This window comes from Micromonospora sp. NPDC049101 (assembly GCF_040648675.1).
GTDB lineage: Bacteria > Actinomycetota > Actinomycetes > Mycobacteriales > Micromonosporaceae > Micromonospora.
On sequence record NZ_JBEZED010000014.1, the window covers coordinates 133,413 to 159,348 of the forward strand.

At 71.0% G+C, this 25,936-nt stretch carries 25 protein-coding genes; 7 read left to right on the plus strand and 18 right to left on the minus strand.

The features are described from left to right. Nucleotides 1-26 precede the first annotated feature (26 nt). The 4 genes from AB0B57_RS20760 to AB0B57_RS20775 are packed head-to-tail and all read right to left on the minus strand — an operon-like array spanning nt 27 to nt 3,261. Nucleotides 27-992, minus strand: a complete 966-nt coding sequence (locus AB0B57_RS20760; protein ID WP_357071964.1) for an aminoglycoside phosphotransferase family protein — start codon at nt 990-992, stop codon at nt 27-29. Beyond that, nucleotides 989-1,507: a flavoprotein gene (locus tag AB0B57_RS20765; protein ID WP_357071967.1), complete on the minus strand. Its 519-nt coding sequence runs from the start codon at nt 1,505-1,507 to the stop codon at nt 989-991. Before AB0B57_RS20765 ends, AB0B57_RS20760 begins: the two co-directional genes overlap by 4 nt. 57 nt (nt 1,508-1,564) lie before the next feature. After that, on the minus strand, nt 1,565-2,104 hold the full coding sequence (locus tag AB0B57_RS20770) for an isochorismatase family cysteine hydrolase (protein ID WP_357071971.1): 540 nt from the start codon (nt 2,102-2,104) through the stop codon (nt 1,565-1,567). Beyond that, nucleotides 2,101-3,261: a helix-turn-helix domain-containing protein gene (locus tag AB0B57_RS20775; protein WP_357071975.1), complete on the minus strand. Its 1,161-nt coding sequence runs from the start codon at nt 3,259-3,261 to the stop codon at nt 2,101-2,103. The genes AB0B57_RS20770 and AB0B57_RS20775 overlap by 4 nt, the downstream gene beginning before the upstream one ends. 232 nt (nt 3,262-3,493) lie before the next feature. Here AB0B57_RS20775 and AB0B57_RS20780 point away from each other — a divergent pair, with 232 nt between their 5' ends. Next, nucleotides 3,494-4,579: an FAD-binding oxidoreductase gene (locus AB0B57_RS20780; RefSeq protein ID WP_357071978.1), complete on the plus strand. Its 1,086-nt coding sequence runs from the start codon at nt 3,494-3,496 to the stop codon at nt 4,577-4,579. A gap of 110 nt (nt 4,580-4,689) precedes the next feature. Beyond that, nucleotides 4,690-5,331 carry a hypothetical protein gene (locus AB0B57_RS20785; RefSeq protein WP_357071981.1) on the plus strand — a complete coding sequence of 214 codons (642 nt, stop codon included), beginning with the start codon at nt 4,690-4,692 and terminating at the stop codon, nt 5,329-5,331. A 91-nt stretch (nt 5,332-5,422) separates the two neighbouring features. Here the strand turns inward: AB0B57_RS20785 and AB0B57_RS20790 are convergent, their stop codons facing one another. Beyond that, complete coding sequence (locus AB0B57_RS20790) at nt 5,423-6,307, minus strand: cellulose binding domain-containing protein (protein WP_357071984.1); 885 nt, start codon at nt 6,305-6,307, stop codon at nt 5,423-5,425. Nucleotides 6,308-6,535: 228 nt separating this feature from the next. On the opposite strand from AB0B57_RS20790, the gene AB0B57_RS20795 reads away from it, so the two are divergent. Continuing rightward, the gene (locus tag AB0B57_RS20795) at nt 6,536-6,979 is read left to right on the plus strand and encodes a peptidase inhibitor family I36 protein (protein ID WP_357071987.1); all 444 of its coding nucleotides are present in this window, start codon (nt 6,536-6,538) and stop codon (nt 6,977-6,979) included. Between the two features lie 3 nt (nt 6,980-6,982). Here the strand turns inward: AB0B57_RS20795 and AB0B57_RS20800 are convergent, their stop codons facing one another. Both AB0B57_RS20800 and AB0B57_RS20805 read right to left on the minus strand, forming a co-directional pair. Then, nucleotides 6,983-9,505 carry a hypothetical protein gene (locus tag AB0B57_RS20800; protein ID WP_357071990.1) on the minus strand — a complete coding sequence of 841 codons (2,523 nt, stop codon included), beginning with the start codon at nt 9,503-9,505 and terminating at the stop codon, nt 6,983-6,985. A gap of 227 nt (nt 9,506-9,732) precedes the next feature. Then, on the minus strand, nt 9,733-10,254 hold the full coding sequence (locus tag AB0B57_RS20805) for a hypothetical protein (RefSeq protein ID WP_357071993.1): 522 nt from the start codon (nt 10,252-10,254) through the stop codon (nt 9,733-9,735). Between the two features lie 205 nt (nt 10,255-10,459). Between AB0B57_RS20805 and AB0B57_RS20810 the strand changes: the two genes are divergently transcribed. Then, nucleotides 10,460-11,350 (plus strand): hypothetical protein, encoded by an 891-nt coding sequence (locus tag AB0B57_RS20810; RefSeq protein ID WP_357071996.1) that lies wholly within the window; start codon nt 10,460-10,462, stop codon nt 11,348-11,350. A gap of 119 nt (nt 11,351-11,469) precedes the next feature. Here AB0B57_RS20810 and AB0B57_RS20815 read toward each other — a convergent pair whose 3' ends face one another. The 6 genes from AB0B57_RS20815 to AB0B57_RS20840 all read right to left on the minus strand — a co-directional run bounded on the left by AB0B57_RS20815 (nt 11,470) and on the right by AB0B57_RS20840 (nt 16,548). Then, nucleotides 11,470-12,306 (minus strand): hypothetical protein, encoded by an 837-nt coding sequence (locus AB0B57_RS20815; protein WP_357071999.1) that lies wholly within the window; start codon nt 12,304-12,306, stop codon nt 11,470-11,472. Nucleotides 12,307-12,605: 299 nt separating this feature from the next. Further along, entirely contained in the window at nt 12,606-12,974 is a 369-nt protein-coding gene (locus tag AB0B57_RS20820; RefSeq protein WP_357072002.1) for a DUF4180 domain-containing protein, read from the minus strand. Continuing rightward, nucleotides 12,967-13,419 carry a helix-turn-helix domain-containing protein gene (locus AB0B57_RS20825; RefSeq protein ID WP_357072005.1) on the minus strand — a complete coding sequence of 151 codons (453 nt, stop codon included), beginning with the start codon at nt 13,417-13,419 and terminating at the stop codon, nt 12,967-12,969. The genes AB0B57_RS20820 and AB0B57_RS20825 overlap by 8 nt, the downstream gene beginning before the upstream one ends. 87 nt (nt 13,420-13,506) lie before the next feature. Then, nucleotides 13,507-15,288 carry an FtsX-like permease family protein gene (locus AB0B57_RS20830; RefSeq protein WP_357072008.1) on the minus strand — a complete coding sequence of 594 codons (1,782 nt, stop codon included), beginning with the start codon at nt 15,286-15,288 and terminating at the stop codon, nt 13,507-13,509. A gap of 1 nt (nt 15,289) precedes the next feature. Continuing rightward, on the minus strand, nt 15,290-16,012 hold the full coding sequence (locus tag AB0B57_RS20835) for an ABC transporter ATP-binding protein (RefSeq protein ID WP_357072011.1): 723 nt from the start codon (nt 16,010-16,012) through the stop codon (nt 15,290-15,292). After that, on the minus strand, nt 16,009-16,548 hold the full coding sequence (locus tag AB0B57_RS20840; protein WP_357072014.1) for a PadR family transcriptional regulator: 540 nt from the start codon (nt 16,546-16,548) through the stop codon (nt 16,009-16,011). The genes AB0B57_RS20835 and AB0B57_RS20840 overlap by 4 nt, the downstream gene beginning before the upstream one ends. 103 nt (nt 16,549-16,651) lie before the next feature. On the opposite strand from AB0B57_RS20840, the gene AB0B57_RS20845 reads away from it, so the two are divergent. Continuing rightward, the gene (locus tag AB0B57_RS20845; RefSeq protein WP_357072017.1) at nt 16,652-20,050 is read left to right on the plus strand and encodes an AAA family ATPase; all 3,399 of its coding nucleotides are present in this window, start codon (nt 16,652-16,654) and stop codon (nt 20,048-20,050) included. Between the two features lie 136 nt (nt 20,051-20,186). Here AB0B57_RS20845 and AB0B57_RS20850 read toward each other — a convergent pair whose 3' ends face one another. Genes AB0B57_RS20850 through AB0B57_RS20860 form a run of 3 tightly spaced genes read right to left on the minus strand, consistent with a single transcriptional unit; the run spans nt 20,187 to nt 22,637 of the window. Further along, the gene (locus AB0B57_RS20850; protein ID WP_357072020.1) at nt 20,187-21,044 is read right to left on the minus strand and encodes an ABC transporter permease; all 858 of its coding nucleotides are present in this window, start codon (nt 21,042-21,044) and stop codon (nt 20,187-20,189) included. Beyond that, a complete protein-coding gene (locus AB0B57_RS20855) occupies nt 21,041-22,054 on the minus strand; it encodes an ATP-binding cassette domain-containing protein (protein WP_357072023.1) in 1,014 nt (337 codons plus the stop codon). Before AB0B57_RS20855 ends, AB0B57_RS20850 begins: the two co-directional genes overlap by 4 nt. Nucleotides 22,055-22,079: 25 nt before the next feature. Beyond that, nucleotides 22,080-22,637: an NAD(P)H-dependent oxidoreductase gene (locus tag AB0B57_RS20860; RefSeq protein WP_357072026.1), complete on the minus strand. Its 558-nt coding sequence runs from the start codon at nt 22,635-22,637 to the stop codon at nt 22,080-22,082. A 132-nt stretch (nt 22,638-22,769) separates the two neighbouring features. On the opposite strand from AB0B57_RS20860, the gene AB0B57_RS20865 reads away from it, so the two are divergent. Beyond that, on the plus strand, nt 22,770-23,282 hold the full coding sequence (locus AB0B57_RS20865) for a GNAT family N-acetyltransferase (RefSeq protein ID WP_357072029.1): 513 nt from the start codon (nt 22,770-22,772) through the stop codon (nt 23,280-23,282). A gap of 1 nt (nt 23,283) precedes the next feature. Here the strand turns inward: AB0B57_RS20865 and AB0B57_RS20870 are convergent, their stop codons facing one another. After that, entirely contained in the window at nt 23,284-24,036 is a 753-nt protein-coding gene (locus tag AB0B57_RS20870) for an SDR family oxidoreductase (protein ID WP_357072032.1), read from the minus strand. Nucleotides 24,037-24,138: 102 nt separating this feature from the next. Between AB0B57_RS20870 and AB0B57_RS20875 the strand changes: the two genes are divergently transcribed. Further along, the gene (locus AB0B57_RS20875; protein ID WP_357072035.1) at nt 24,139-24,981 is read left to right on the plus strand and encodes a helix-turn-helix transcriptional regulator; all 843 of its coding nucleotides are present in this window, start codon (nt 24,139-24,141) and stop codon (nt 24,979-24,981) included. A gap of 94 nt (nt 24,982-25,075) precedes the next feature. Here AB0B57_RS20875 and AB0B57_RS20880 read toward each other — a convergent pair whose 3' ends face one another. Continuing rightward, nucleotides 25,076-25,927, minus strand: coding sequence for an aldo/keto reductase (locus tag AB0B57_RS20880; RefSeq protein ID WP_357072037.1), 852 nt, complete (start codon nt 25,925-25,927; stop codon nt 25,076-25,078). Nucleotides 25,928-25,936 lie beyond the last annotated feature (9 nt).

The following is a 25,936-nucleotide window of genomic DNA, read 5'->3' on the forward strand; positions in this document are numbered from 1 at the left end:
GCAGTGAGGCTGGCGGCAGCCATTTCTCAGCAGGTGCTGGAAGGGTTTGCGCCCTCAGGTGGTGATTTCGGAGATTTCCGCTCGGGCCCAGGCGTGACGAGATCGGCGAATGGCCGCCAGGGCTGGACGTGGCTGTCCTTCTGCACCGAGTGGAGGCGGTTGACAAATTCCGCAGTCAAGGCCGCCGAGGTCGTCAGGAGCGGCACGGCGGCTGCGATCATCTTCAACTCGCGTGCTTGCCGGAGAAGCGGCCATGACGGGTCCGAGGTGACGTCGAAGCCGTAGGCGGTGGCCAACGCGCGGTGTCTCCCTGTTCCTCCGAACCGTGCCTCGCCGACCGCAACCGCCGCGAGATCAACCTGCCAGGGGCCGATGCAGGTCGCGTCGAAGTCACACAGGACCGTCCGCCCCAACGTCTCTCTGAGCAGGTTGCCTACGTGGGCGTCCCCGTGAATAAGCGTCTGCGTCCCGCGCTCGATGAGGGCCGTGATTTGCGGCTCCAGGCGTTCACACCAGTCGGCCAGGAAGTCCCGGTCGGGCTCGCTGAGCCCGTCGGCGTCGGCCAGCCTTCGCCGTGCGTCGCCGACCGGGTCCCAGACGGGCAGCGGGAAGGGTGGCACGCCGAGGGCGTGAAATTCACGCAGCACCGTGCCAAGGTCCTCCGCCGTGAGGGTAGGTGATTGCGGCGGGACGTATCGCCACACCGAAGCGACGAGATCCCCGACCTCGATTGGTTGCTCGACGTCTCGCGCGAGACGGATCGTTGGCGCGTCGATCTCGGGGAACCAGCGCGCAAGTCGGACCACCTTCCGCACTCTGTCCTGAAGTTGATGGGTCCGCGCGATCCGGATGACGATTCCGGCCGGGGGCAGCGCGAAGACGGCGTTGTTGGTCAGTCGCAGCAACTGGGCGTCGTCGGCTGAGACGCCCAAGACGCTGGCAATGTCCCGCATGGCCGCCGTCATCGCCGCCTCGGAGAACCGTCCACTCATGCTGGACGAAGTAACCGCAGAGCCTCGATGACCACGCCCCAACGGCCAGAGGCGTGGGCCGCATTCAGCGGCATCCCCTCGGCCACGACAATGCCGGCGCCGCGCAACACCGCCACGTGCCCCGCATACGCCGGATGCGCGGCCAGCTCGGCCTTGACGTGCGGAAAGGCAAGGATCGGCAGGCCCGCGCCCGTTGACTCATTGAGGACGCCGAGCGCCAACGTGTCGTTGATGCCCAACGCCCACTTCGTCACCGTGTTGAACGTGACCGGCGCGGCCACCACCACGTCGGCCGGCGGGTGCGGCTCGGGATCGCCGGGCATCCGCCACTCGACGCGTACGAGATAGCCGGTCTTTTCTTGCAACGCCTCTCGGTCGAGCCATACGCCAGCGGTGGGACTGACGATCATGCACACCCGCCATCCGTCAGCGATCAGCAGGTCGACCAGCTCGTCGATGTGTTCCGCCGGACCCGCGGCGCACACGACCAGATACATCACCGGGCGTTCCGTCATGCCAGCAGTCTGCCCGAGTCGGACCACATGCAGCCGAGCGCATCGGCGCTGCACCTGTCAGAGCTTGACGCGGACGTCGTCGACTTTGATGAGCTGCCCGGCACCGATGAACCGACGCGCCACCAGCAGGCCGGCCTCGTGTGCGGGTTGTCCGCCATGGCTGGCGGACGCATCGGTCACAAGCCATGGCGTGAGATCACGCTCGAAGGCGTCAACCACCGACTTCAGCACACAACTCTCCGTCGCAACGCCGCAGAAAACCAGGTCGGTCCACCCCTCCTGTTTCGCCAACGCAGCACCCTCAGTGGAGAAGTACGAGTAGATCTTCTTGTCGATGACCGCTTGGGCACGGCTCGCGTGGTGCGCCAGCTCGGGCACGATGTCCGTCTCGGGTGGGTGCTGCACCGAGGACCAGTGGATCAACCGTTCGAACGGGCTGCCGGGGTAGTTGTGATAGCGGGTGAACACCACCGGCCGCCCGGTCGCCTCCCAGTGCTCGACCAATTCGACGACCTTCGGGATGACGCCTCGGCTGCGGTCGTTGATGAAGCCGTTCTGCATGTCGATGACGATCAGGGCGGCACGCGTCACGGTCATATGTCGACTCTGCCACTCAGGGTCGCGGTCTCGCGAAGGGCAGCTTGGGCCTGTGTCAGCCGCTCCGGGAGGCCGCTTGTTGAGAGAGCCGCCTCGCGCATCATGCAGTGCTGCGCAGTCTCACGTGCCCTTGCCGTCGTCAACCGCGAGTGGGCAGCACGGAGGAAGCGCCAGCCGAAATCGGGCGGCATGGCCGGATCCCGTCCGTCCTCGATCTGACGCTGAATATGGCGGCAGTAGGCCCAGAGCATCTGTACGTCAACCTCACAGGACACCAGGTCATCGACCAGGAGAGCCCGCTCGGGGCAGACCGCGTGGTAGGCCACCCCCGCCCAACTGGCATAGCCCAGCGAGACCCCGTCAACGCCGAAGGGCTGAATTGACGGTTGGTCGAAGCCTTGGGTTAGCAAACGGCGTTCCACGAGGTCGTCGACCGGTTCAGGGCGCGGCTGCGCGCGACGGTTGACCAGCACAGACGGCAGGCTCATGAGGCGTAGGGCGTTTTCCAACTCGTCAGCGGTCCACGCGGGCTCTTGCAGGACGTACATCGAGAGCACGTACTCAGGTGCGACGTCAACGGTGGGCGGGGCAGACGACAGGAGCTTTAGAACCTGATCGGCCGCCCAGGGGACATCGCCTTCATAGCTGGCGTACCGCCAGGCTGCGAGCGAGGCCAACGTACGGAAGTGCAGCTCCTGCGTGATGTGCAGCACCATGACACCGCAGGCGAAGAGATGAGCGGTGCACGTCCCCTCCGGGTGAGGCAGCGCGGCGACCGATACCTTTAGCCACTCATGCGGTCGCGGGCGAAAGGCGTCCTGCGCTGCGAGGTCCGCGGCCACCGACGCGCTTGTGTAGACCGGCATGAACTTGTGCGACTGGACCCGAAAGCCAGCCACGACAGGTTTGTTCTGGAGGACAGACCTGCTGGTGGCAGAGGCGAAGCGATCTGCTGCCTGACCCCCGGCTCTGCTCAAGGCGGTGTCGAGTGCGGCCTGCATCTCCGGCCGAGGCCGAACTGCCTCTCGACCGGCCTCCCATTTGGAGACGGTCCGCTCGCTCACCCCGAGGTTCTGAGCGAAATCGCGGATGCTCATCCGCAGGGCCTGTCGTAGCGCGCGGGTCTCTCGACCTGTCCACGCTTGGACAGTAGGCAAGGTCTCGCCCCCAATCGCGTCGTAGCCGCTTCGGGCAGCTTAACGACTTCGTTGCGGCGTAGGTACAGCGCAAGTACAGCGAGTAGTCATATCGCGGCATCAGAAGCTTGACCAGGATGGACGCATGGCCCGGGGCGGGTGCCTTGTCCCGGAGTTGTGCCGGCCCTCAACGGCGCACCTCCACCCCCGCCCGCCCCGGTGCCCCTCGATCCGTCAACGTCTCGGAGCCGGCATGCCCACCTCGATCGACGACGACCACCCGACTCACCGGAGCCTGGCCGCCGCCTGGGCGTCGGTCGACGTGCGGGCCGCCGGCGACTTCTGGTGCAGCCTCGAAGACCGCCGCGCCGGCCTGCTCCGGCACCGCGACGCGCCGCTGTTCTTCACCGCGTTGGGCCAGCTCACGGTCGGCGTCGACGACCCGGCGCACCGGGCGGCGCTACTCCTGGTGCTCGGCCGCGCGTACCGTCATCTTGACCTGCTCCCGCACACCACCACCATCGGTGACGCCCTGCTCGCCACCGTCGCCCGGCACGGCCCGCCCGCACCGTGGAGGGCCGCCCTGGGCCGCGCCACGCAGGCCATCCGCGAGGCCGCCGCGCAGGCCGGCGACGGCCCGGCCTGGTGGCACGTCCAGGTGATCGGCCACGAGCGGCCGTCGCCCGACATCGCCATCCTGACGGTACGTCCCTGGCGGCGACTGCCCTTCCAGCCAGGTCAGGCGGTCCCGGTGTGCACGCCGCGCCGGCCGGGGCAGTGGCGCTGGCTCTCACCGGCCAACGCCCCACGCGCGGACGGCACCGTCGCGCTGCACGTCCGCGCCGTCCCCGCCGGCACCGTCTCCCACGACCTGGTCCACGAGGTACGCCCCGGCGAACTGCTCTGGGTCGGCCCACCCAGCGACGTTGGGCTGAGCCTCGACCCGTCGCGCACGAACGATCTGCTGCTCGTCGCCGGTGGCACCGGGCTGGCGCCGCTGCGCGCCCTGGTCGAGCAGATTGCCGCCGCACCGGATGGTCGGCGGGTGACGCTTGTCGTCGGCGCCCGCGCCTTCCTCGACCTGTACGACGCGATAACCCTGGACAAGTTGCAGTGCGCCCACGACTGGCTCACCGTCGTGCCGGCGTTATCGGCCGACCCCTGCGCCGAGCCGGCCGAGCAGGGCGACGCCCTGACCCTGGCCCTCGATCACCACCAGCCGGGCCAGGACATCTACCTGTGCGGCCCACCCGCGATGCTGGCGGGTGCGCGGGCCCGGCTGCTCGCCCGGGGCGTCCCCGCCGCGCGCATCCACCTGCCGGCGAGCGTCAGCCGCTGACAGTTGCCTACGCGTCGGCGAGCATGCACTCACGCGGCCTTCTCACCCATCGATCAACATGAGACGCTTCATGTCTGAGCGTGTTCGTCCCAGTGCGGGGGGTGAGCGGTGTGCGGGATGTTGATGGTCCGTCCCAGTGGTCCGTCGAGAAGTTCGGGCTGCCTCTCGCAGAGTCTCTGCGCACCGCGGTCCCGGCGGCGCTGCGCCGCGCGGTCGAGCTCGCCCAGGGTGCCCGCGAAGCATCAGAGCTGGATACCGACCACGCGTTCGGCCCTGTGCGGTGGAAGCAGCAGTACGAGGTGTTGCACGAGTATCTGCAGGACCTTCCCGATGTGGTCGGCGTGCACCCACCGGGCGCCCAGGTGCGGGTCACCATCTGCCGGGGCCATCTTCTGCTGCCCTGGCGGTACGCGACGCGCAGCGACGTGGACATGCGAGATGCCCGTCCCGGCCGGGATCTCAACCGGTTGATCCGGGATCTGTTGATTCTTTTTGGCCCCGAGCCCAGTCATGAGGAGGTCACGCTGCCGCTGATGCCGCTCACGGCGGAGGAGGCCCGCGACCGATCGGCTCTTCGTGAGGCGGTGGAGCAGTTGACCGACGAACCGAAGGTGCTGCTCGTCGGGTTCGCGTGCAACTCCGACGAGGGTCTGCTCCGGGTCTCCTGGGGCGAGGCAGCTCTGCTCGGCGGCACCGAACTCACGTGGGGCCATGTCGAAGACCTGCCGGTCAACGGCGTACGACACGCATAGTCCCGTCAGGATGGCTGATGCCGGTGAGTCATTTTGATGACTCACCGGCATCACGGTCGTCGGGACAGGGCCGCCGGACTCGGCACCGCGGTCAGGCGGCGGGGTCGCCGAACTCGCGTACGCCGTCGACGTCGACCGTGATCCGTTCGTTGTCAGTCCACTGGCCGGTGGCGGCGAGCCAACTCGGGTCGTCGCGCTCGTCGATGTCGCTCCAACTGTGCCGGTGGTGCCGTAGCTGGATCGGGCCGGTCGACTCGCCCGGCGCCAGCGTGCCGTCGGTGAGGGTCAGCTCGACCCAGCCGTAGATCGGCGTACCCGGGATCGGGTAGCCCGGTGGCGTGGGTGTGGTCGACGCGGGCGGCCCGGCTGGCGGGATGAAGAACAGCACGGTCTGCCGGATCCGGTCGCAGCCCAGGGCGGCCCAGTCGCAGTTGGCCACCAGTGAGGTGTTGGCGCCCTCGAAGCGCAGGTGGTAGCGCACCCGCACGGTGCTCAGGTCGAGTGGCCCGGTGCCGGTGTTGGTGACGTTCACGGCGTGCTGGATCTGGTTGTTGGTGGGGGACCAGTCGAGGTTGAGGTAGCTAACCGTCGCGCGGCCGTTGGCCGTGCGCACGGTCGTGACGGCCGAGGTGTCGGAGTAGCCGCCGAGCGCGCGGGCGGCAACCGCGATCCGGTACGTCGTGGCGGGTGCCAGGTCGGTCAGCGTGATCGTGGTGTCGGTGGACGTGCCGAGCCAGCGGTACGTGTGCGGGCCCAGCGGAACCTGCACCTCGTAGTTGATCGGCTGCTCGGCGGACGGATCGCCGACCCAGGTGGAGGGCGCCCAGCTGAGGGTGAGCTGGTGTGGATGGTTGGCCACCACCGTGGGGGCGCCGGGGGTGCTGATCGCCGGGCCGTCGGCGCGGGCGGCGTCGACGGCGAGCAGGCTCGCCAGCGCGGCGAGGACGACGGCGGCGGTGAAGTGGCGAGCGGGCATACCCGAATGCTAGCGGCAATGCATCGAAGCCAATGCGATGTCTCACGTGTTGGCAGTGGCCGCTCGATGGTGCCCCAAAAGACCATTGTCAGGATTCTGCACAGATCAGAACTGGCGATCAATCAAGGATGCTCAATACGCTGAGCAGGCGGTCCATCCATCGCGAGGTGTCGAATGGTCATTCCACGTCCCATTGTCGCAGTTCTCACGGCCGTACTCTGCTGGCTTTTGATCCTTTTTCCGGCACCCGGCCCGGCCGGGGCCGCTCCGGCCGGAAGTCAGGAAATAGCCGATTATCTGGCTACCCACCCGGGCGGTAAGGCGATCAACGACAACGAGATCAGCTACGACGGTGGTGCCTTCGTCGTGACCCTGCGGCGGCCGATCGGGACGCTCGCCGCCGCCGACTGCCCCTCGGGTTGGTACTGCTTCTACGAGTGGCCCAACTACGGATACCCCCGGGGCCGGCTCTCCGACTGCGGCCGGCAGAGCCTCGCCACCTGGTACTGGCAGTTCCGGGTCGAGTCGGCGCACTACAACCTCACGAGCGGTTCGGTCTCGTTCTACTACTACGACACCCGGCTCTTCGACGTCGGTGCGGGCAACCGGGTCCGCAGCGACGCGTCGCCCTACCGCAACTGGCCGAACTACGTGCAGCGTCGTTGCGGTTGACGGTCAGGCGCAGCCGGGGCCGGTGGTCCGGCTGGTCCGTTCCTTGTGCAGGAACAGCACGTAGTCGAGGGTCCGGTTGTCGGTCACCGTGGTCGTCTCGTGACTGAGCAGCTCACCGGTGTGCCCGTCGAACTGCACAGTCTCCCGGCGGTCCTGACTGTCGTCGGCACTGAACGCCAGCCCAGGTCGGTCGCTCCAGTCCGGGTACGCGCCCCGGTCCTGGATGCCCGGCGTCGCCGCCAACTCGAACAACAGCGCCGAGATCTGACGCGGGCTGAGCAGGTGGTAACGGAAGATCCGCACGACCACGTTGAGCATGCCGGCCGCGTTGCGCAGCTCCGGTGGCAACTCGCCCAGCTGCGCGGCGAGCTGCCGGCGCAACTCCACCGGGTCCACCGAGGGCACCGGCGGAATCTCGGACAGCTCGCCCAGGCCGTAGCGGAACGACGTGGGCTGGCCGGAGCGGCGACCGCTGGTGACCAAGTTGACGATCCGGTGCCCGGACAGCGCCGCGGTCCACCAGAGCTGCTCGTCGCGGTAGCTGCGGCGATCGAGGCCCGGCGCGAGGTCCTCCGGCGCCCAGACCCGAAGACAGGACACGGTGTACGCCCCGTCGGCGGCCGTGGGGGTGATCCCCGCGACCGTCAGCGCGAGATCCGCGAGACGCCGGGTGCTGCCGGCGTACGTGGGGGTGCTGCCGACCGACGGCACGGCCCCGGGTGCCGCCTCACTCGTCGGGGCGACCGGCGTTTCGTCGCGCCCCCGGATCCCGGAGCCGTAGACCGCCACCAGCGGTGTCAGCGACACCCCACCGAGCAGGATCGCCAGGACGGCCCGCAGCTTGGGCGGCAGCCGGCTGATCCGGCCAGGGCCCGTCGGCACCCCGGTGGAGCCTTCGCCGGCGGGGCGGCGGGGCCGGGGAATCGCGTTCGTGCGGGCCGAGACGACGTAGCGCGGGGCCGGTCGGTTGACGCGCCGTTCGCCGTCGCGGACCGGCGGCCAGCCGGACGCGCCGGCGCGGGTGGCACCTGCCGCGTTCCCCGTCGCCGCGCCTGGCCGGCTGCTGATGGGGGCGTTGCCACTCGTCGACAGAGCGCCGGACGCGAGGCGCGGCGCACCGTGCCAGCCGTCGAGGCTCGGCCGTTGCTGAATCGGGATCGACCCCCAGGGCCACGCCGGTGCCTCCGGGGCGGGTGGAGGCCGCGTCTGGTCCGGCGGCGTCCGGTCCAGTGGTGCGGCGCGGTTCTGCTGGCTTGGCTGTGGTCCCGCCGCGTCGAAGCGGGCCGACCTGTCGTTGGCCGGGGACGCCGGGTGCGGTGTCGCGCCCGGCAGGGTGGGCAGGCCGGCTGCCGGCGGCGGCACCACCCCCGGCCGGAACTCCTGTCGGTAGGCGTGCGCCGCGTGGGCGGCCAGTCGGAAGTACCAGGCCCGTCCGGTGGGGCCGGCATCCTCGTAGGTGCAGCAGATCAGCGCGTGGCTCAGCAGGGAGAGCAGGTACTGCGCGCGCCAGATCGTCCCCCAACTGCCCTTCCTGGCGACCGTCAACCCCACCGTGTGGCTGGCCTTGATCACCTTCGCCGCCAGTGCGGGCAGCCGGTCCGAGGCGCGACCGCTCGGGTCGACGAGCAGGGCGAGGAGCGCGTTGGCCTCGGCGGTGCGGGGCGCACCGGCCACCTCGGGGAGGACGAAATCAAGGAGCAGGGTGACCAGGTCGCGGGTGAGTGGTGCGTCGACGGCGAACCGGTCCGTGTCGACCAGGCAGAACTTCCGGACCTGCACCTGGTCGGCCGAGGAACACGGGAAGAGCACGTTGCGCCCGTGCAGGTCGCCGTGCGACGCCCCACCGAGCCTGTCGATCTTGTGGTCGTCAAAGAGCGCTCCGGCCTCGGCGAACCGGAGCGGGTTCGGCAGCACCAGGCCGAGCGCGGGGTCGTACAGCCAGTCGGCGGCGAGGTCGCCGAGGCCCAGCGCCGAGACGGCCCCGGACACCTCCGCCTCGGCACCGGCGTCGGCCAACTCCTGTCGCACGAACTGGCCGACACTGGTCTGGCTGATCCGACGCCCGGCGCGGTGCCACCCCCACACCCCGTCGAGCAGTGTGCGGTAGGCGTCCCTGAGTTGGTCGTCGCCCACCTCGGCGAGCGGGACGACCCGTTCCGCCCCGCGCGCGACGTCCTGGAACATCAGGTGCCGGCCGTCGCCGACCGGGTATCGCGGGTACGGCTGGCGGACCAGGTGGCGCTCCGCGAAGCCCGCGTCGACGCCGACCGCCCTGCGGTGCCGGGCGGCCTCCTCACTCGCCTGCCCGGCCGACAACACCTTCACGTACAGCTGCTCGGGATCGCGGCCGTCGCTCTGCTCCACGACCACCGGAATCAACCGCCCGCCGCCGCGCCCCCGCAGCGGGGTGCCATGGCTCGGGGGGCGGATGGTGGCATCACGCCCGGCCGCCCAGTCCCGCAGCGCGGTCGAAACCGTCGCATCCTGTATGTAGCGTTCGAACTCGTCAATGAGGCCGTCGCCCATGTCCGCCGTTGGACCTTCCACGAAGGGGTGAAAGTGGACGCGGACGGGCGGGGGTGGCACGTCCGAGTGAGGGATGCGCGGGTGGGCGCGAGGCTCAAGCTACCGCAACTTTCGGGCGAACGCGGTATTTATTCGCAGCATCCCCCGCACCTACCCAAAAGTAATAGATGACTACTTTCCGCTTATGGGGCAACGCAATCCGTTACGTCCAGAGTGGAGACTGGTCGTCAGGAGCCGTCGTCATCAGAGGATGCCTCCGGCAGGTGGAGGGCCCCGACGAGGGCGTCGGCGAGGAGGGCGGCAGCGTCATCGTCGAGCCCGAGGGTCGCGGCGTGCCGCCGCGACACGTCCCGCAGTCGGGCCACCTGGGCCGCCGGCACCACGATCCGGCCCGCGACCGCCGGCAGCGCGGTGCCGGCCAGTTCGCGGCCCGGCGTGGCGCGTCGCTCGGTGCCGCGCCATCGCCGCCACCGCGACCTCGCCACCTCGGCCCCGAGGCCCAGGATCTCCCGGATCGCCATCGCCACCGCTTCGAGGACGATCGCGCTCACCAGCGCCTCGTCGATGCCGAAGCCGACCGCGCTGCCGGGCGTGCGGCCTCGCGCCGCCCCGGCGCGCCACAGCGCGGCCACCTCGTCGAAGACCTCCGACTCGTCCGGGGCCAGTCGCCCGCTCACTTGCCGGGCCAACCGCACCACGAACTCCGCCGCGTCGACGGTGGTGGCCGGAACGGCGGATTCCATGGTCAACGGGGCCTCCCGAGCCGAACCAGGCACGATTCGACTCCAGGTTATCGAGCGGGGGCAATCGACGACGTCGGTCCGTTACGCGACGTAGTCGGTTTGGAGATAATGCCTGGTCACGCGATTACCTACCGTGAATCCGTCATCACCAATGGCCTCGACGGCGGCGTCGTCACGCCCACCGCCCGGGGTCTCAGACGGGAGAAACACCATGCGTACCAAGAAACAAGCCCGAGCGTCCGTACTCGTGCTCGGTCTCGTCGCGGCCGGGGCGGTGCTCGTCCCGGCGAGCCCGGCGTCCGCCGCGGTCCCCGGCCTGGTGCGGATCGCCGCGACCAGCGTCAGCAGCTCGGCCGACTTCCACAGCGCCACGGCGACCTGCCCGGTCGGCAAGGTGCTGACCGGCACGGGCTACGAGCTGAACGGCGTCACCGGCGAGGGCATCGTCGACGACCTGCGCCCCAACGGGGGCCCGGCCACCGCGCCGACGGCCGTCACCGTGGGCGCGTACGAGGCGGAGGCGTTCGCCGGCAACTGGTCGGTGACGGCCTACGCGATCTGCGCCAACCCGCTGCCCGGCCTGGTGCGGGTCGCCGCGGTCAGCGTCAGCGACTCGGCCGACTTCCACTTCACCACGGCGACCTGCCCGGTCGGCAAGGTGCTGACCGGCACCGGCTACGAGCTGAACGGCGTCACCGGTGAGGGTGTCGTCGACGACTTCCGCCCCAACGGCGGCGTAGCCGCGGCACCGACCGCGGTCGGTGTCGGCGCCTACGAAGCCGACGCCACGGCTCTCAACTGGTCGGTGACCGCGTACGCCATCTGTGCCAACCCGCTGGCGGGCCTGGTGCGTGCCTCCACCGTGGGTGCCAGCAACTCCCTCGACTTCCGCAGCGTCGTCGCGGGCTGCCCGGTCGGCAAGGTGCTGACCGGTGCCGGCTACGAGCTGAACGGTGTCACCGGTGAGGGTGTCGTGGACGACTTCCGGCCCAACGGAGGCCCGGCGACCGCCCCGACGACAGTCGACTCGGGTGCCTACGAGGAGGACGCGTTCGCCGCCAACTGGTCCGACACGGCGTACGCCATCTGCGCCACGGCGTAGCCGGCAGGCCGTCCGGTCGGAACGGACGGCCGCCCCGACAGGCGTGATGCCTGTGGGTCATCAAGATGACGCACAGGCATCACGGTCGTCAGGACAGGGCCGCCAGCGTTCGTCCGGCCTCACGGATTCCAGTAGACGAAGACGCTGGCCTGGTCGAAGCGTCGTTCCTTCAGGTCGGCACGCTGGATCACCCAGTGGATGCTCGCGCCGCCCTGTCGGCCGCCGTGGAACTCGGCCAGCAGAACCCAGTCACCATGGTCGGGTGGCCCGTCCTTGCCGGAGCTGCCCGAGCGATCGGCGCCCAACCAGGCGGGGTTGAAACCGTTGCAGTCAGTGCCGTAGCCGCCCAGCAGCAGCGGCGTCGTATGGCCCGGGTAGGAGAAGGCGCCGTCCGGCACGTCGCCCAGAACGTCCTGCCACACCTTGGTCAGCTCCTCGAACGGAGGATCGCCCGGCAACGGCGGAGACCACGGCGGCCCCGGGATCGTCTTGACGTAGGGCAGGGAGATGTCGACGGTGAGGTGCAGATCGCCCTGCGGGATTTCCGCGTAGACCTCGGCGCACTCCTCGTCCTCCGGAGAGAACCCCGGCGGATACTGCTCTCGCTCCTCGACGGCCACGCCCGCCGGCACGTACATCACCTGGCCGTAGCCGTCCTCCTCGGGCCAACCGAACAGCAGCAGCTGGCCGTCGGCCGGTAGCGGAAGGTCTGTCGCGTCTGCCGGCAGGGCAGCGCAGTCGATGGTGGCGATCAACGGGAACGTGGGGTCCTCGGCGTCGGCTGGAAGCAGCACGGGCCCACGGATGGCGCCCACGACCGGCCCGTCACCCTGCTGTGTCAGGAGCGCCGACGGGCGGGCGAGCCCCAGCCAGCGCTCCACCTCGGCGGCGGGGATGTCGCGGCGCAGCGCCTCGGCGCGGACCTGATCGAGAATCTTCTCGTTTCTGGGAAGCACGCGAACACCGTAGATCAACCGTGCGACAGCTCCCGACCCTACCGAGATGCGGTGTCGCTCTCGGCGGCCCGCCCAGGCAATCGATACCGCGATATGCCGTCGGCGGTCCGGGTCAATGTGGACAGGTGGCGCCCCGGGCTGCCGCGAGACGCGTGGCCCGAGGGCTCTCTACTTCGTCGGCTACCGGCGCGGGGCGGGCGGCGTGCAGCCACCGATCCTCGGCCGTGTCGTGGCCGGCCAGCTCCCCGCCGAAGCCGGTGTCGGCCGCCGGAACGGGTGGTCAGCGCTCGTTGAGGCGGCTACCGCGCGGCGCGCAGCCGGGAGTCGAGGGTGTCGAGGTCGGGGACGAACCAGATCTGCCCGCCCCGGTTCGACTCGTGCACCAGGGCGCGCAGCGCCGAGCTGCCCTCCAGCTGCGCGGAGATGTCCCCGACCACGACGAGCCGCACCTGGTAGTTGACGAACTTCTGCATCACGTCGCCGGCGAAGCGGGTGCCCAACGAGAAGAAGCGTTCGTCGAGCCGGTTGGCCGGCACGGCGACCACCCGGGCGCCGAGGAAGGCCGCCCCGATCAGGTCCAGGGCGTCCTGCTCGGTGGCGATGGTCGGGCCGGTCGGGTCGCAGACCAACACCTGCACGCCGGCGCGCTCCTGGATCTCGTCAGGCATGGTGGACCTCCCGGTCGAGTAGGCCGTTGTCGGCGTTGAGGACGGCGTCGAGCAGGTGCAGCAGCTCCGCGGTGGCGGCCGGGTCGCCCAAGATGATGATCTTCATGCGGTGGCGTTGCTCGTCGTACACCGTCTGCACCCGCAGTGGGTTGGCCTGGTCGTGGCCGGTGTTGGCGCTGGTGAGCACGAGCGTGCCGAGCCGGTCGGCGGCGGCCCGGTCCACGCCGTCGACCTGCACGATGCTCGACACCTCGGCCTGCCCCCGGACGCTCGCGGGCGCGGACGCCTGTCCGGTGAGCGCGTCGAGATCCCGGGCGGCGATCCGGTACTGCTTGCCGATCCGCACCGCTCGCAGCCGACCGGAGCGGATGTAGCCGCGCACCGTGCGGACGTGCAGGCCGAGCCGGTCGGCCACCTGCTCAACTGAATACATTTCCTCCGTCATCGTTCCCTATGCTAGCTGAATAGGGAGGGTTAGGTAACGTTGAGGTGCGGTGCGTGGGCACGTGTGACAGTCGCGACGATCTGCCGGTCAGGTCGCCGTGGACCGGAGGGTGTCCGCCACCGGGCGACGTGCGGCGGCCAGAGCGGGGACGGCGGTGAGTGTGGCGACCGCGACCAGGACGCCAATGGCTGTGCTGAGCGTCCAGGAGACAGGCGGGTATCGCTCGCCGTCGAAGAAGAGGTACAACCCGATGCCGAAGGGGATCCCGACGGCGACGCCGGGGATGGCGGGGAGCAGTTGCGCCACGGCCAGCCCCAGGCCGGCCTGGGCGGGGGTCGCGCCGAGCGTGCGGGCGACCGCCAGTGGCTGTCGGGTGTCGAGGACCGCGGTCCAGGTGCTCACGATGGTGTTGAGCAGCGCGAGGAAGCAGGCCACCCCGGCGACGATCAGCATGGCCTGGAGGGTTCGTTCGTTGCGGGGGTCGGGCAGCTCCGAGTAGCCCAGATTCAACGGATCGTCGTCCTGCGCCAGGATCGTGAGGACGGCGGCCAGCGCCGCAGTGGTGATCAGGGTGTTCACGGTGACGAGCCGGGCGCGGTGCGGGCGGCGCGCGTTGATGCGTACCCCGATCAGCAGCGCGGTGGGCAGCCGGCGCGACAACCAGATCGTCCACCGCCGGCGACGCGGTGGGGTGGGGACGTCCGCCAACGCCTCGATGGTGCTGGTGGCGGCGGCGCGCAACACCGGCCCCAGGGTCGCCGCGACGGCGAGCGCGAGGGCGAGCGCGGTGGCGGTGACCACCACGTGCGGCGGCGGGTTCACGCCGACGGAGCCGACGAATCCGGCGCTGGAACGGAACAGCACGGGCGCTGCGAACCAGCCGATGGCCAGCCCGGCCCCGGCGGCGGCGAGCCCGATCACGAGGTACTCGGCCAGGTGGACGGCGGCGATCATGCCAGGCCCGGCGCCGATGGCCTTGAGCAGCCCCACCCGGCGACGCCGGGCGATGACCCGGCCCGCGACGATGCCGGCGATGCCGACCACCGCGAGGCCGGTCAGCAGCCACGCGCCGACCACCAGCGCCGTCTCGGCCTGCCGGTTCTGTCGTCCGCTGCTGTGGGCGATGTCCCGCGCGGACCGGAAGCTCCAGCCGCGGAAGCGGACATCGCCGCCCGGGCGGATGGCCCCGGCGCCGGCATCGCGGTCGACCAGTTTGAGGTTCAGGGTGTACGACAGCGGCTGGTCCCCGGCGAGGGTGGCGATGTCGCCGTGGTCGACCCAGACCAGGCCGCCCTTCTCCACCAGGTTCCCGCCCGGCAGGTGCCAGTGGACCTGCGGGTACACCGGCCGGGCGGCGGTGACCGTGAACCCGGTCACGTGCAGCGGGTGGCCGTCGACGCTGACCGTGTCGCCGAGGTCTATGCCGAGGGCGTCGGCGAAGGTGCGTTCGACGACCACGCCGCCGGGGCGTACCCAGGTGCCGTCGGTCACCGCCGGCCGGTTGACCGCGGCCGGCGCCTGGTCGCGGCCCTCGACGATGACCCGGACGGTGGTGTCGCGGGCGGTCAACGCCAGGAAGACCAGTGGGTACGGCCCGCTGTGCTCGGTGACGCCGGGCAGGGTCGCCAGCGGGGCGAGCGCGTCCAGGGCCTGCGGGCCGGGGAAGCCCGGTTCCACCACCAGGTCGGGCCCGGCGGTGGCGGCCCGGGTCCGCTCGTACGGGCGGGTGACGAGCTCGGTGAGGGTGAGGCCGAGAGTCAACGTCGCGGTCGCGGCGGTGATGGCGACCAGCAGCAGGACGTTCTCGGCCCGGTGTCGACGTAGGTGCCGCGTCAGCAGTCGACACATGAGCAGCAGGCGGCCCGCCACGTCAGCGCGCCTCGCCGTAGACGGTGCCGGTGCTGGCGAACAGGCTGTCGTCGGCGAAGGCCCCGTCCCGCATGGAGATCACCCGGTCGGCGACCGCCGCGATGCGGGCGTCGTGCGTGACCACCACGAGGGTCTGCCCGGTGTTGCGCAGCTCCTCGAACAGCCGCAGCACCTCCAGAGTGGCGGCGCTGTCCAGGTTGCCGGTCGGTTCGTCGGCCAACACCACCTGCGGCTCGTTGCTCAACGCGCGGGCGATGGCGACGCGCTGGCGCTGGCCGCCGGAGAGAGCCGAGGGCAGGTGCGCGGCGCGGTCGGCCAACCCGACCTGGTCGAGCAGGTGCAGGGCTCGGCGGCGTGCACGGCCGGGCGACTGACCTGCCAGCAGCGCGGCCATCTCCACGTTCTCCACAGCGGTGAGCTCGTCCATCAGGTGGAAGGACTGGAAGACGAGGCCGACGGTGTCGCGCCGCAGCCGCGACAGTGCCCGCTCACTCATCGTGTCGATCCGGCGGTCGGCCAGCCACACCTCGCCGTCGGTGGGGCGCTGTAACCCGCCGAGCAGGTGCAGCAGCGTGGACTTGCCGCAGCCACTGGGCCCCATGATGGCCAGGGTCTGGCCGGCGGGCACGTCCAGGTCGACCTCGTCGACCGCGCGTACCAGCGCGTCGTCCCAGCCGTACCACTTGGACAACCCCCGCGTCCGCACCGCCGTCGACCCGCTCATGCTCCCGCCTTCCGTCCCGCTCGATCACGCTCGGACCACGTGCGCTCGCACGCCTCCAGCCACTCCAGATCAGCCCGCAGCCGCAACACGACGCCCTCCAACAGCAACCCGGCGACCGGATCCACCGACCGCTCCAACGTCGCCCGTTGCGCGTCGCGCAGACGGCGCAGCACCTCACGCCGCTGCGCGTCCACCAACGCCACCGGATCCGCCAGCCGGGCAGCCGCGGCGGCGACCAGCTTCAGGTGGAACTCCGTGAGGTCCGGCTTCGGCCAGCTCACCTCGGTCAGCCAGCCGGCGACCCGCTGCTGCCCGGCCGGGGTCAACGCGTAGACCCGTCGGTCGGGCCGGTCCGGCAGGCCCTCGGCTCGCTCCGACGTCACCAGCCCGGCCTTCGCCAGCCGGGCCAGCGTCACGTAGACCTGACCCGCGTTCATCGCCTCGCCGAGCGGGCCGAGCGCGTTCCGCATCCGGCTGCGCAGCTCGTAGCCGTGCGCCGGCTCCTTGGCCAGCATGGCCAGCACCACGTCCTGCACCCCGGCACACCCCTCGAATAGACCGCCAATAGATAACCGCTAGCTATGGCTCTGTCAAATCTCGACGTCCACTGTCGGAGGGTTCCAGTACCGTCTGGAAACCATGGACGCGCGGCGCGGCGACGCCATCATCGGGCGGGATCACCCCGCGGCTCTGCTGCGCGCCGAGCTGGACCGCGCCGCCACCAGCCACGGTGGCCTCGCCCTGATCACCGGCGAGCCCGGCATCGGCAAGACGACCCTCGTCACGTCGGCGGCGCGGGAGGCCCGGCAGCGTGGCGCGTTGGTGCTCGGCGCCGCCTGCTGGGATTCCGACAGTGCCCCCGGCTACTGGCCGTGGGTGCAGGTGCTGCGTGGTCTGCGACGCTCCGCCGACGACTGGGCGGTGGCGCGACCGGACGCCGAACCGGCCCTCGCGGCCCTGCTCGGCGAGAACGACACCAGCAAGGAGCAGGCCGACCGCCTCACCGGCTGGGCCGGCGTCGAGCCGAGTGGGGACAGCACCGACCAGGAGACGTTCGCGCTGTACGACGGGGTGACCGCCGCCCTGGTCGCCGTCTCCCAGCATCGACCGGTCGTGGTCATCCTCGACGACCTGCACTGGGCCGACCCGGCCTCCCTGCGGCTGCTGAGCTTCGCGGCCCAGCACACCTGGTTCGAGCGCCTGCTGCTGATCGGCACCTACCGCGACGCCGAGGTCGAGTCGGGTGAGCACCCGCTGCGCCCGCTGCTGATGCCGCTTGTCGCGAAGGCCACCACCATCACCCTCACCGGCCTCTCCCGGGACGAGGTGGCCGCGCTGATGACCCGGACCGCCGGGCGGGAGCCCGGCGCCGACCTCGTCGACGAGGTGCACCGGCGTACCGGCGGCAACCCGTTCTTCATCGAGCAGACCGCCCGGCTGTGGCATGCCGACGAGGCCGCGGACACGATCGCGCCCGGCGTACGGGAGGCGGTGCGCCGTCGCCTGGCCCAACTGCCCCCGGCCGTGGTCGAGGCGCTCACCGTCGCCGCCGTGCTGGGTCGCGAGTTCCACCGCCAGGTCCTCGCGGCCTGCGTCACTGCCCCCGTGGCGCAGGTCGACAGGCTGCTCGACCGTGCGTTGACCGCCCGGTTGGTGGTCGCCAGGGGTGGCGGCCGGTTCGCCTTCGCCCACGACCTGGTCCGCGAGACGCTCTACGACGGTCTGGCCGACGACGACCGGCAGGCCCGGCACGGCACTGTCGTCCGGGCGGTCGACGACCTGCGGGAGCTGACCGATCTGTTGATCCCCGCCGACCTCGCCCGGCACGCCTACCTCGCCGGCCCCGCGCTCGACCGGGCCCGGCGGGCCACGCTGCTGGTCGCCGCCGGGCGGGACGCGTTCGCCCGGCTCGGCACCGACGAGGCGGCGGTGCACTTCCGTCGGGCGCTGGAGGTCGTCGAGGACCGGGAGCAACGGGTGCGGATCCTGGTCGAGTTCGGCGAGGCGCAATATCACCACGCCGGCCGGGAGGAGGCCGGGCAGCTGTTCACCGAGGCCGGGGTGCTGGCTCGCACACTCGACAACCCGGTGCTGCTGGCCCGCGTCGCCCTCATCGTCAACCGCTCCCGCCAGGTGGAGACCGTCGACTCGCTCGACGCGGCGGAGCTGGTACGCGACGCGTACCGGAGACTGATCGGCGAACCGGACACCGAGGCGACGGTCGGCACCCTGATCGCCGACCTGATCACCGCCACCGAGACGATCGCCCGCCGAGGGCAGGACGACGAGGCGCTCACGTTCAGCCTCTGGGCCCGCCATGACACCACCTGGGGGCTGGGCACCGCGGCGGCCCGCGCCGCGCTGACCGCCGAGATCCGGGATGTGGCCCGCCGTACGGCAGACCGGGAGACCGAGCTGTGGGCCACCTCGCTGCGCTGGGTGGCGCTGCTGGAGTTGGGCGACCCTCGCTTCATCGAGGAGTTCACCGCCTTCGTCAGCGTGGACCGGCGGGGCGACCTCGCTCGGCACCGGATGGCGGCAGCCGTCGACAGCGGGATCATCGCGGCCTTCCGAGGTGACTTCGTCGAGGCCGACACGAGGTTTGGCGACCTCACCGACCCGAGCAATGCCGAGTTCGGTTTCATGGGGCATCACCTGCGCTGGTCCCGGCTGCTGCTCCAGGGCCGGTACGACGAGGCCGAAACCCTGCTGGACGGCCTGGCCCCGCTGGACTACCCGTACCGGGAGTTGCTGCGGGCCATTACCGCGGCGGAGCGTGGCGACGACGCCACGGCGGTCCGGCTGACCGCGGGTATCGAGGCCGCCGCCATCCGGTACCCGCGTCCGGTGTCGCCACTCTGGCTGCGGTTACGTGCGCAGGTCGCCGCCGCGTCCGCCGACCCGCGGCGCTGCGACGCCGCACGGGCCGAGCTGGCCCCGCACCGTGGAGAGTGGACGGTGGGGCTTTTCGGCTGCGACATCAGCGGGCCCGTCGACCACTGGCTGGCGCTGATCGACGCCGCTCAGGAGCGCTGGGACGACGCCGTCGCCGGCTTCACGGCCGCCCGGGACTCCGCCGACCGGCTGGGCTCGCGCCCCTGGTCGCTCGTCGCCCGCGTCGGCCTCGCTAAGGCCCTCGCCGGGCGGGGGCACCCGGGCGACGCCGCGGCGCTGGCCGCGCTGCGTGCCACCACCGCCCAGGAAGCAACAGCTCTCGGCATGACGCAGGTGCTCCGCCAACTCGCCACGACCTCCACCGCTGCGGCCGGGCCCACCGCCACCGCACGCCAGGCCGTCCCGCCAGGAGCGACAGTCGTGCCGACCGCAGCCACCGAGCCAGGCCAGCTCACCGGGCCAGGTCAGAGCGTCGGGTTGGCCAACGCCGGGCCGGGCCAGCTTGCCGGGCCGGGCCAGCTTGCCGGGCCGGGCAACGCCGGGCCAGGCCAGGCTTTCGCGTCCGGTCAGGCCACGGCGGTCGCGCCAGCCGTCGAAGGGTACGAGTTTCGGCGCGACGGGCCGGTCTGGCAGCTCGCGTACGCCGGTGTCGTGGTGCACCTGCCCGACGCCAAGGGCCTGCACGACCTGCACCTGCTGCTGAGTCGGCCGGGCAGTGACGTGCCGGCCGTGGAGTTGCTCGACCCGGCCGCCGGGCCGGAGCTGGTCGCCGCCCGGCAGATGGGTGCCGACCCGGTCCTCGACGACGAGGCGAAGGCCCGCTACCGGCGACACCTGGCACGTCTCGACGGGGAGATCGATCGGGCCGCCGCACGCGACGACGACCGGAAGGTGGCCGCGCTGGACGCCGAACGGGGTGCGTTGCTCGACGAGCTGCGTGCCGCCGCGGGGCTGGCCGGGCGGAGTCGCCGCCTGGGCGACGAGGCCGAGCGGGCCCGCAAGACGGTGACCGCGCGGATCCGGGACACGCTACGCAAACTCGACGGTCGGCACCCGGCCCTCGCCAGCCACCTGCGCGACTCCGTCTCCACCGGCAGCACCTGCCGTTACCTGCCGCCCAAGCCGCTGCCCTGGCGGCTCTAAACCCGCCCCGCGCTGCCCAGCCCACCCCGCCCGCCCGCCGCGATCTTGCACTTTCGGTCCGCCGTTACGGGGGGATTCACCACATTCATCGGGACAGAAAGTGCAAGACCGCGCGGCGGGCCGGGGCGGGTCAGGGTTAGCGGCGGTTGTAGCGGTACATGGTCAGGGTGCCGAAGACCAGGAGGAAACCGGCGCTCCACAGCAGCAGCCACATCGTGGCCGTCGGGTCCGACTCGCCGCTCATCGCCCCGCGGATCGCGGCCACCAACTGCGTCACCGGGTTGACCTTCACGAACGCCTGGAGCCAGCCGGGCATGGTGCTCGGGTCGACGAAGACGTTGCTCAGGAACGTCAACGGGAACAGCACCATCATGCTGACCCCCATCACCGACTTCTCGCTGCGCAGGATCAGCCCGAAGAACGTCCACACCCAGGAGAACGCGAACGAGAAGACCACCAGCAGCCCGATGCCGACGGCCGCGCCGACCACCCCGCCGGCGGGGCGGAACCCGAGCACCAGCCCCAGGCCCAGGATCACCAGGGCGGCGAGGATGTAGCGCAACACGTCGCCGAAGATCATGCCGACCAGGGCCGCCGGGCGCCAGACCGGCAGCGTCCGGAACCTGTCGAAGATGCCCTTCTCGATGTCGGTGTTGAGGCCGATCCCCGTGTACATGGTGATCATCACGACGCTTGTCACCATGATGCCGGGCAGGAAGAACTGGAGGTACTCACGGGGGCTGCCGGCGAGCGCACCGCCGAACAGGTACGTGAACATCAGCACCATGATGACCGGGAACGCGGTCACGTCGAAGAGCTGCTCCGGCACGTGCTTGATCTTCAGCATGGCCCGCCAGCCGAAGGTGAGCGACGCGCTCAGCGCGCTGGGCCGGGGCGGCCGGGCACCGGGCGCCAGCACCGTCGCCAACGCCTCGGCGGAGGGGACGTAGACCATCGGTGCCCGTTCGGTGGTGCTCGTCGTGGCGTTGCTCATCGGGCTGCCTCCAGTTCGTCGTCGCGCTCGTCGGCCGGCACGGCGGGGTGGTCGGTCAGGGCCAGGAAGACCTCGTCCAGGCTCGGCTGACCGAGGGAGAAGTCGTCGACGACGATGCCGGCACGGGCCAGGTCGCCGAGCGCACGAGCGGCCTGGGCGCTGGCGTCGAGGTCGGTGCCGGCCTCGCCGACCCGGGCCGTCAACGCCACCGGGTCGGCGGCGAGCTGCACCGGCACGTCGAGTGCCTCCCGGAGCAGCTTCTCCGCCTGGGGCCGTTGGCCGGGATCCCGCAGTCGCAGGTGGACGGTGCCGGAGCCGACCGACGACTTCAGCTCACCCGGGGTGCCCTCGGCGATCACCCGCCCGTGGTCGACCACCGCGATCCGCCCGGCGAGCTGGTCGGCCTCGTCGAGGTACTGCGTGGTCAGCAGCACCGTCGTGCCGTGCGACACCACCGCGCGGATGATCTCCCACACCTGGTTGCGGCTGCGTGGGTCGAGGCCGGTCGTCGGCTCGTCGAGGAAGAGCAGATCGGGCGTGTTGAGGATGCTGGCGGCGATGTCGATGCGCCGCCGCATGCCACCCGAGTACTTCTTCACCTGGCGGTCGCTCGCCTCGGTCAGGCCGAACGCGGCGAGCAGGGCCGCCGCGCGCTGCCGGGCGGCCGGCTTGCGCAGGCCGAGCAGGCGGGCGAGGAGCACCAGGTTCTCCGTACCGGTCAGGTCCTCGTCGACCGAGGCGTACTGGCCGGTGAGGCTGACCCGGGAACGGACCTTGTCGGCGTCGGTGACCACGTCGTGCCCGAACACCCGGGCCGAGCCTCCGTCGGGGCGCAGCAACGTGGCGAGCACCCGGACCGCTGTGGTCTTGCCCGCCCCGTTCGGGCCGAGCAGGCCGTACACGGTGCCGGCGGGCACCTGGAGGTCGATCCCGGCCAGCGCCCGGGTCTCCCCGAACGAGCGGGTGAGCCCCTCGGCCTCGATGGCCAGGCCGGTGGTGCGTCTACTCATGATTCGTGCCTTTCGTCGGTTGTCGTCAGGAGACGTAGGGTCGGGCGGCTCGGCCCTCGCGCAGGGCCAGACCCCACCAGCGGAGCTGGTCGAGCAGGACGGTGGCGTCGCGGCGCACCTGGTCGGTGCCCTGCGGTGTCGGCTCGTCGGCGAGCAGGTCGATGCCGACGACGTCGCGCACCGTCATCGCGTGCAGGGCGGTGAAGACCGTGCGTAGCTGGTCGACCGCGTGCCGGCCGGTGGATCGACAGCCGTACGCCACGAAGCCGACCGGTTTGGCCTGCCACTCGTCGTACGCGTAGTCGATGGCCTGCTTCAGGGGCGCCGGGAAGCTGTGGTTGTACTCGGGGGTGACCACGACGAACGCCTCCGCCCGCCCCACCTCGCTGACGAACGCCCGGATGGACGCGGTCGGCTCGGCGGGGTAACGGCCCGGAAAGTCGTACTCGGTCAGGTCAACGACAGTCACCGCCAGGTCGTCGTGCCGCACGGCCTGGTCGACGAACCAGCGGGCGACCCGATCGCCGGCCCGCCCCTCCCGGGTGCTGCCGATGATCACGGCGACCCGTAACGGTGTCATCATCGCCACCCCCTTCCACCCACAGGGCGCGAGACGGTGGCCAGCCGCCCGCTAGATCAGATCTAGCGGGCGGCGTTTCGGGGTGGAATGTCGGTCGGGATCGGCTTGACTGTGGTCGACGAACAGGGGAATGGGATGGTTCAGGTACGTATCGACCCGTGGCGCGAGGAGGATCTCGACCTGCTGCGGCGGCTCAACACCCCGGAGACGCGCAAGCACACGGGTGGCCCGGAGAGCGACGAGCAGGTGCTCGCCCGGCACGAGCGCTACGTGCACTTCGCCGACGACGGCCAGGGTTGCATGTTCGTCATGGTCCTTCCGGACGGGGCGCGGGTGGGCAGCGTCGCGTACTGGGCCCGGCAGTGGCGGGAGCAGCAGGTGTACGAGATGGGCTGGGCGGTGCTGCCCGCGTACCGGGGGCAGGGGCTGGCGAGCGCGGCGGTGCGTGCGGTCGTCGACGTGGCCCGCACCCGACGGGACCGGCGCTACGCCCACGCCTACCCCTCGGTGGACAACCCCGCCTCGAACGCGGTCTGCCGCAAGGCCGGGTTCACGCTGCTCGGCGAGACGGATTTCGAGTACCCGCCGGGGCGGCTGATGCGTGCCAACGACTGGCAGCTCGACCTGACCGCCCCGCCGACCCGCTGAGTCACCAGGGCAGCACCCCGTACCCGCCGCCGGCGTCCATCTGGAAGCCCCAGAGCAGCCCGCTCGGCCCGTCGGCGGGCAGCGTCGCCAGGTGCACGCTGACCTCGGCGCCCTGCTCGGCGGTGCGGAAGCCGTGGTGGCTGTTGAAGTCGGTGGCGCAGTAGCCGGGGTTCGCCGCGTTCACCTTGATCGGGGTGTCCCGCAGCTCCTTCGCGTACATGGCGGTGAGCATGTTCAGCGCCGCCTTCGACGACGGGTACGGCACGGAGGTCAACGCGAACAGCGCGCTCGCCGGGTCGGTCATCACCGCGATCGAGCCGACCTCGCTGGAGACGTTGACGATCCGGGCCGCGGGTGCCCGGCGCAGCAGTGGCAGCAGCGCGTTGGTCACTGTCGCCACCCCGAACACGTTCGTCTCGTACACCCCGCGCAGTGTCGCCACCGTCGTCTCGCTGGGCAGCCCCCGCTCTCCGTCGACGAGGATGATGCCGGCGTTGTTGACGAGCACGTCCAGCCGGCCGTACTCCGTCTCCACCAGTTTCGCGGCTGCCGCCACCGACTCGGCGTCGGTGACGTCCAGCGGCACGAACCGCGCGTCCGCGCCGCCGTCGCGCAGCTCCCGCTCCGCTGCCCGACCGCGCTCGGCGTCGCGGGCACCGACCAGCACGGTCATCCCGAGGACGCCGAGCTGGCGGGCGGTGGCGAAGCCGATCCCCTTGTTGGCCCCGGTGATCAGGGCGATCATGTTCGTCATGCCGTCGAGCCTGTCCGCGCCGGCGGCGCGGGGGGAGAGACTGCCCGAGGCTGGGACCGGCGGTACCACCCTCGCGAGCCCGGTCCGGGGCATGCTGGGGGAATGACGAGCAGCGGCCTGCGGCGGGACGAACTGGCGGCGTTCCTGCGCACCCGCCGCGCCCGCCTGAGCCCCGCCGAGGTCGGTCTCCCCGACGGAGTACGCCGGCGCACGCCCGGGCTGCGTCGGCAGGAGGTCGCCCAGCTCGCCGGGATGTCGATCGACTACTACATCCGGCTGGAGCAGGGCCGTGGGCCGCATCCGTCCCGGCAGGTGCTGGCCTCGATGGCTCGGGCGCTGCTGCTGAGCCGGGACGAGCGCGAGTACCTGTTCCGGATCGCCGGGGAGAATCCGCCACCGACCGCGGGCCCGAGCCGGGAGGTGCCCTTTGGGCTGCGGCACCTGCTCGACGCGATGACCGAGACCCCGGCGTACCTCGTCGACGCCGCGTACCACGTGTTGGCCTGGAACCGCCTGGCCATGTACTTCGTGGGGGATCTCGCGGCGTTGCCCGACGCGGACCGCAACATGATCCGCTGGACGTTCCGGCAGCCGGCGACCAGCGCGCACTGGGCCGATGCCGAGGTGATCCGATTCGTGCGCGGCGCGGTCGCGGACCTGCGGGCCGCCTACGGCCGTTACCCGGCCGACCCGGCGATCCGCGACCTGGTCACCGAGCTGCTCGGCACCGCACCCCGGTTCGCGCAGCTCTGGGCGGAGCACGACGTCGCGGAACGTCGTCCCGTGGTCAAGCGGGTGCCGCATCCCGAGCTGGGGCAGTTGGAGTTCGAGTGCCGCGTCCTGCTGGTGCCGGAGACCGACCAGCGGATGATCGTCTACGTTGCCGAGCCCGGATCGCCGACCCACGCGATGTTCCGCCGGATCGCCGAGCGCGTCGGGTCGTGAGCGCCGGAACAGCGTGATGCCTCAGGGTCATCATGATGACCCTGAGGCATCACGCTCACGGGGGGACCTGCCCGCCTGTGGCCGGCGGCTCAGGTCACTTGGGTACGTAGGCGAAGGTGTCCGGGTTCGGGCCGGTCCGCCCGGCCTCGCCCTTGTTCAGGCTGGTGATCCGCTCCATCGCCGCGTCGTCCAGCTCGAAGTCGAAGATCCGGGTGTTCTCCTCGATCCGCTTCGGGGTCGTCGACTTCGGGAAGATGATGTCGCCGCGCTGCACGTGCCAGCGGAGCACCACCTGCGCCGGGGTGCGGCCGACCTGCTCGGCGATGTCGACAACCGTCGGGTCGTCGAGCACCTTGCCCTGCGCGATCGGCGACCACGCCTCGGTGGGGATGTTGTGCGCGCGGCCGTAGGCGCGGACCTCGTCGTTGGTGAAGTAGGGGTGTGCCTCGATCTGGTTGACCGCCGGCACGACGCTCGCCTCGTCGGCCAGCCGCTCCAGGTGCGTCACCTGGAAGTTCGACACGCCGATCGAGCGGGCGCGGCCGTCGCGCTGGAACTCCTCCAGCACCTTCCAGGTCGAGACGTAGTCGCCGTCGTACAGGGTCGGCAGCGGCCAGTGGATCAGGAAGAGGTCGATGTAGTCCATCTTCAGCGCCGCGAGCGTCGAGTCGAACGCCCGGCGGGCGTCGTCGGGGCGGTGGAAGCCGTTGTTCAGCTTGCTCGTCACGTAGACCGCGCCGCGGTCGAGGCCGGACACGCGGACCGCCTCGCCGACCTCGGCCTCGTTGCCGTACATCTCGGCGGTGTCGATGTGCCGATAGCCCGTCTCAAGGGCCGTCGTCACCGCCGCGACGGTGTCCTTCGGCTCGATCTGGAACACCCCGAAGCCGAGCTGCGGAATGGTGGTGCCGTCGTTCAGGCTGATGTCGGGAATCGTGTTGGGCACTGCGGCTCC

What these genes read in the sequence shown, in the direction of transcription:
- AB0B57_RS20765 (WP_357071967.1), bottom strand. Translation starts at nt 1,507, where the DNA reads ATGACGGAACGCCCGGTGATGTATCTGGTCGTGTGCGCCGCGGGTCCG.
- AB0B57_RS20855 (WP_357072023.1), bottom strand. Translation starts at nt 22,054, where the DNA reads ATGAGTAGACGCACCACCGGCCTGGCCATCGAGGCCGAGGGGCTCACC.
- AB0B57_RS20825 (WP_357072005.1), bottom strand. Translation starts at nt 13,419, where the DNA reads ATGACGGAGGAAATGTATTCAGTTGAGCAGGTGGCCGACCGGCTCGGC.
- AB0B57_RS20770 (WP_357071971.1), bottom strand. Translation starts at nt 2,104, where the DNA reads ATGACCGTGACGCGTGCCGCCCTGATCGTCATCGACATGCAGAACGGC.
- AB0B57_RS20810 (WP_357071996.1), top strand. Translation starts at nt 10,460, where the DNA reads ATGCGTACCAAGAAACAAGCCCGAGCGTCCGTACTCGTGCTCGGTCTC.
- AB0B57_RS20820 (WP_357072002.1), bottom strand. Translation starts at nt 12,974, where the DNA reads ATGCCTGACGAGATCCAGGAGCGCGCCGGCGTGCAGGTGTTGGTCTGC.
- AB0B57_RS20875 (WP_357072035.1), top strand. Translation starts at nt 24,139, where the DNA reads ATGACGAGCAGCGGCCTGCGGCGGGACGAACTGGCGGCGTTCCTGCGC.
- AB0B57_RS20850 (WP_357072020.1), bottom strand. Translation starts at nt 21,044, where the DNA reads ATGAGCAACGCCACGACGAGCACCACCGAACGGGCACCGATGGTCTAC.
- AB0B57_RS20780 (WP_357071978.1), top strand. Translation starts at nt 3,494, where the DNA reads ATGCCCACCTCGATCGACGACGACCACCCGACTCACCGGAGCCTGGCC.
- AB0B57_RS20870 (WP_357072032.1), bottom strand. Translation starts at nt 24,036, where the DNA reads ATGACGAACATGATCGCCCTGATCACCGGGGCCAACAAGGGGATCGGC.
- AB0B57_RS20845 (WP_357072017.1), top strand. Translation starts at nt 16,652, where the DNA reads ATGGACGCGCGGCGCGGCGACGCCATCATCGGGCGGGATCACCCCGCG.
- AB0B57_RS20790 (WP_357071984.1), bottom strand. Translation starts at nt 6,307, where the DNA reads ATGCCCGCTCGCCACTTCACCGCCGCCGTCGTCCTCGCCGCGCTGGCG.
- AB0B57_RS20865 (WP_357072029.1), top strand. Translation starts at nt 22,770, where the DNA reads ATGGTTCAGGTACGTATCGACCCGTGGCGCGAGGAGGATCTCGACCTG.
- AB0B57_RS20760 (WP_357071964.1), bottom strand. Translation starts at nt 992, where the DNA reads ATGAGTGGACGGTTCTCCGAGGCGGCGATGACGGCGGCCATGCGGGAC.
- AB0B57_RS20800 (WP_357071990.1), bottom strand. Translation starts at nt 9,505, where the DNA reads ATGGGCGACGGCCTCATTGACGAGTTCGAACGCTACATACAGGATGCG.
- AB0B57_RS20835 (WP_357072011.1), bottom strand. Translation starts at nt 16,012, where the DNA reads ATGAGCGGGTCGACGGCGGTGCGGACGCGGGGGTTGTCCAAGTGGTAC.
- AB0B57_RS20860 (WP_357072026.1), bottom strand. Translation starts at nt 22,637, where the DNA reads ATGATGACACCGTTACGGGTCGCCGTGATCATCGGCAGCACCCGGGAG.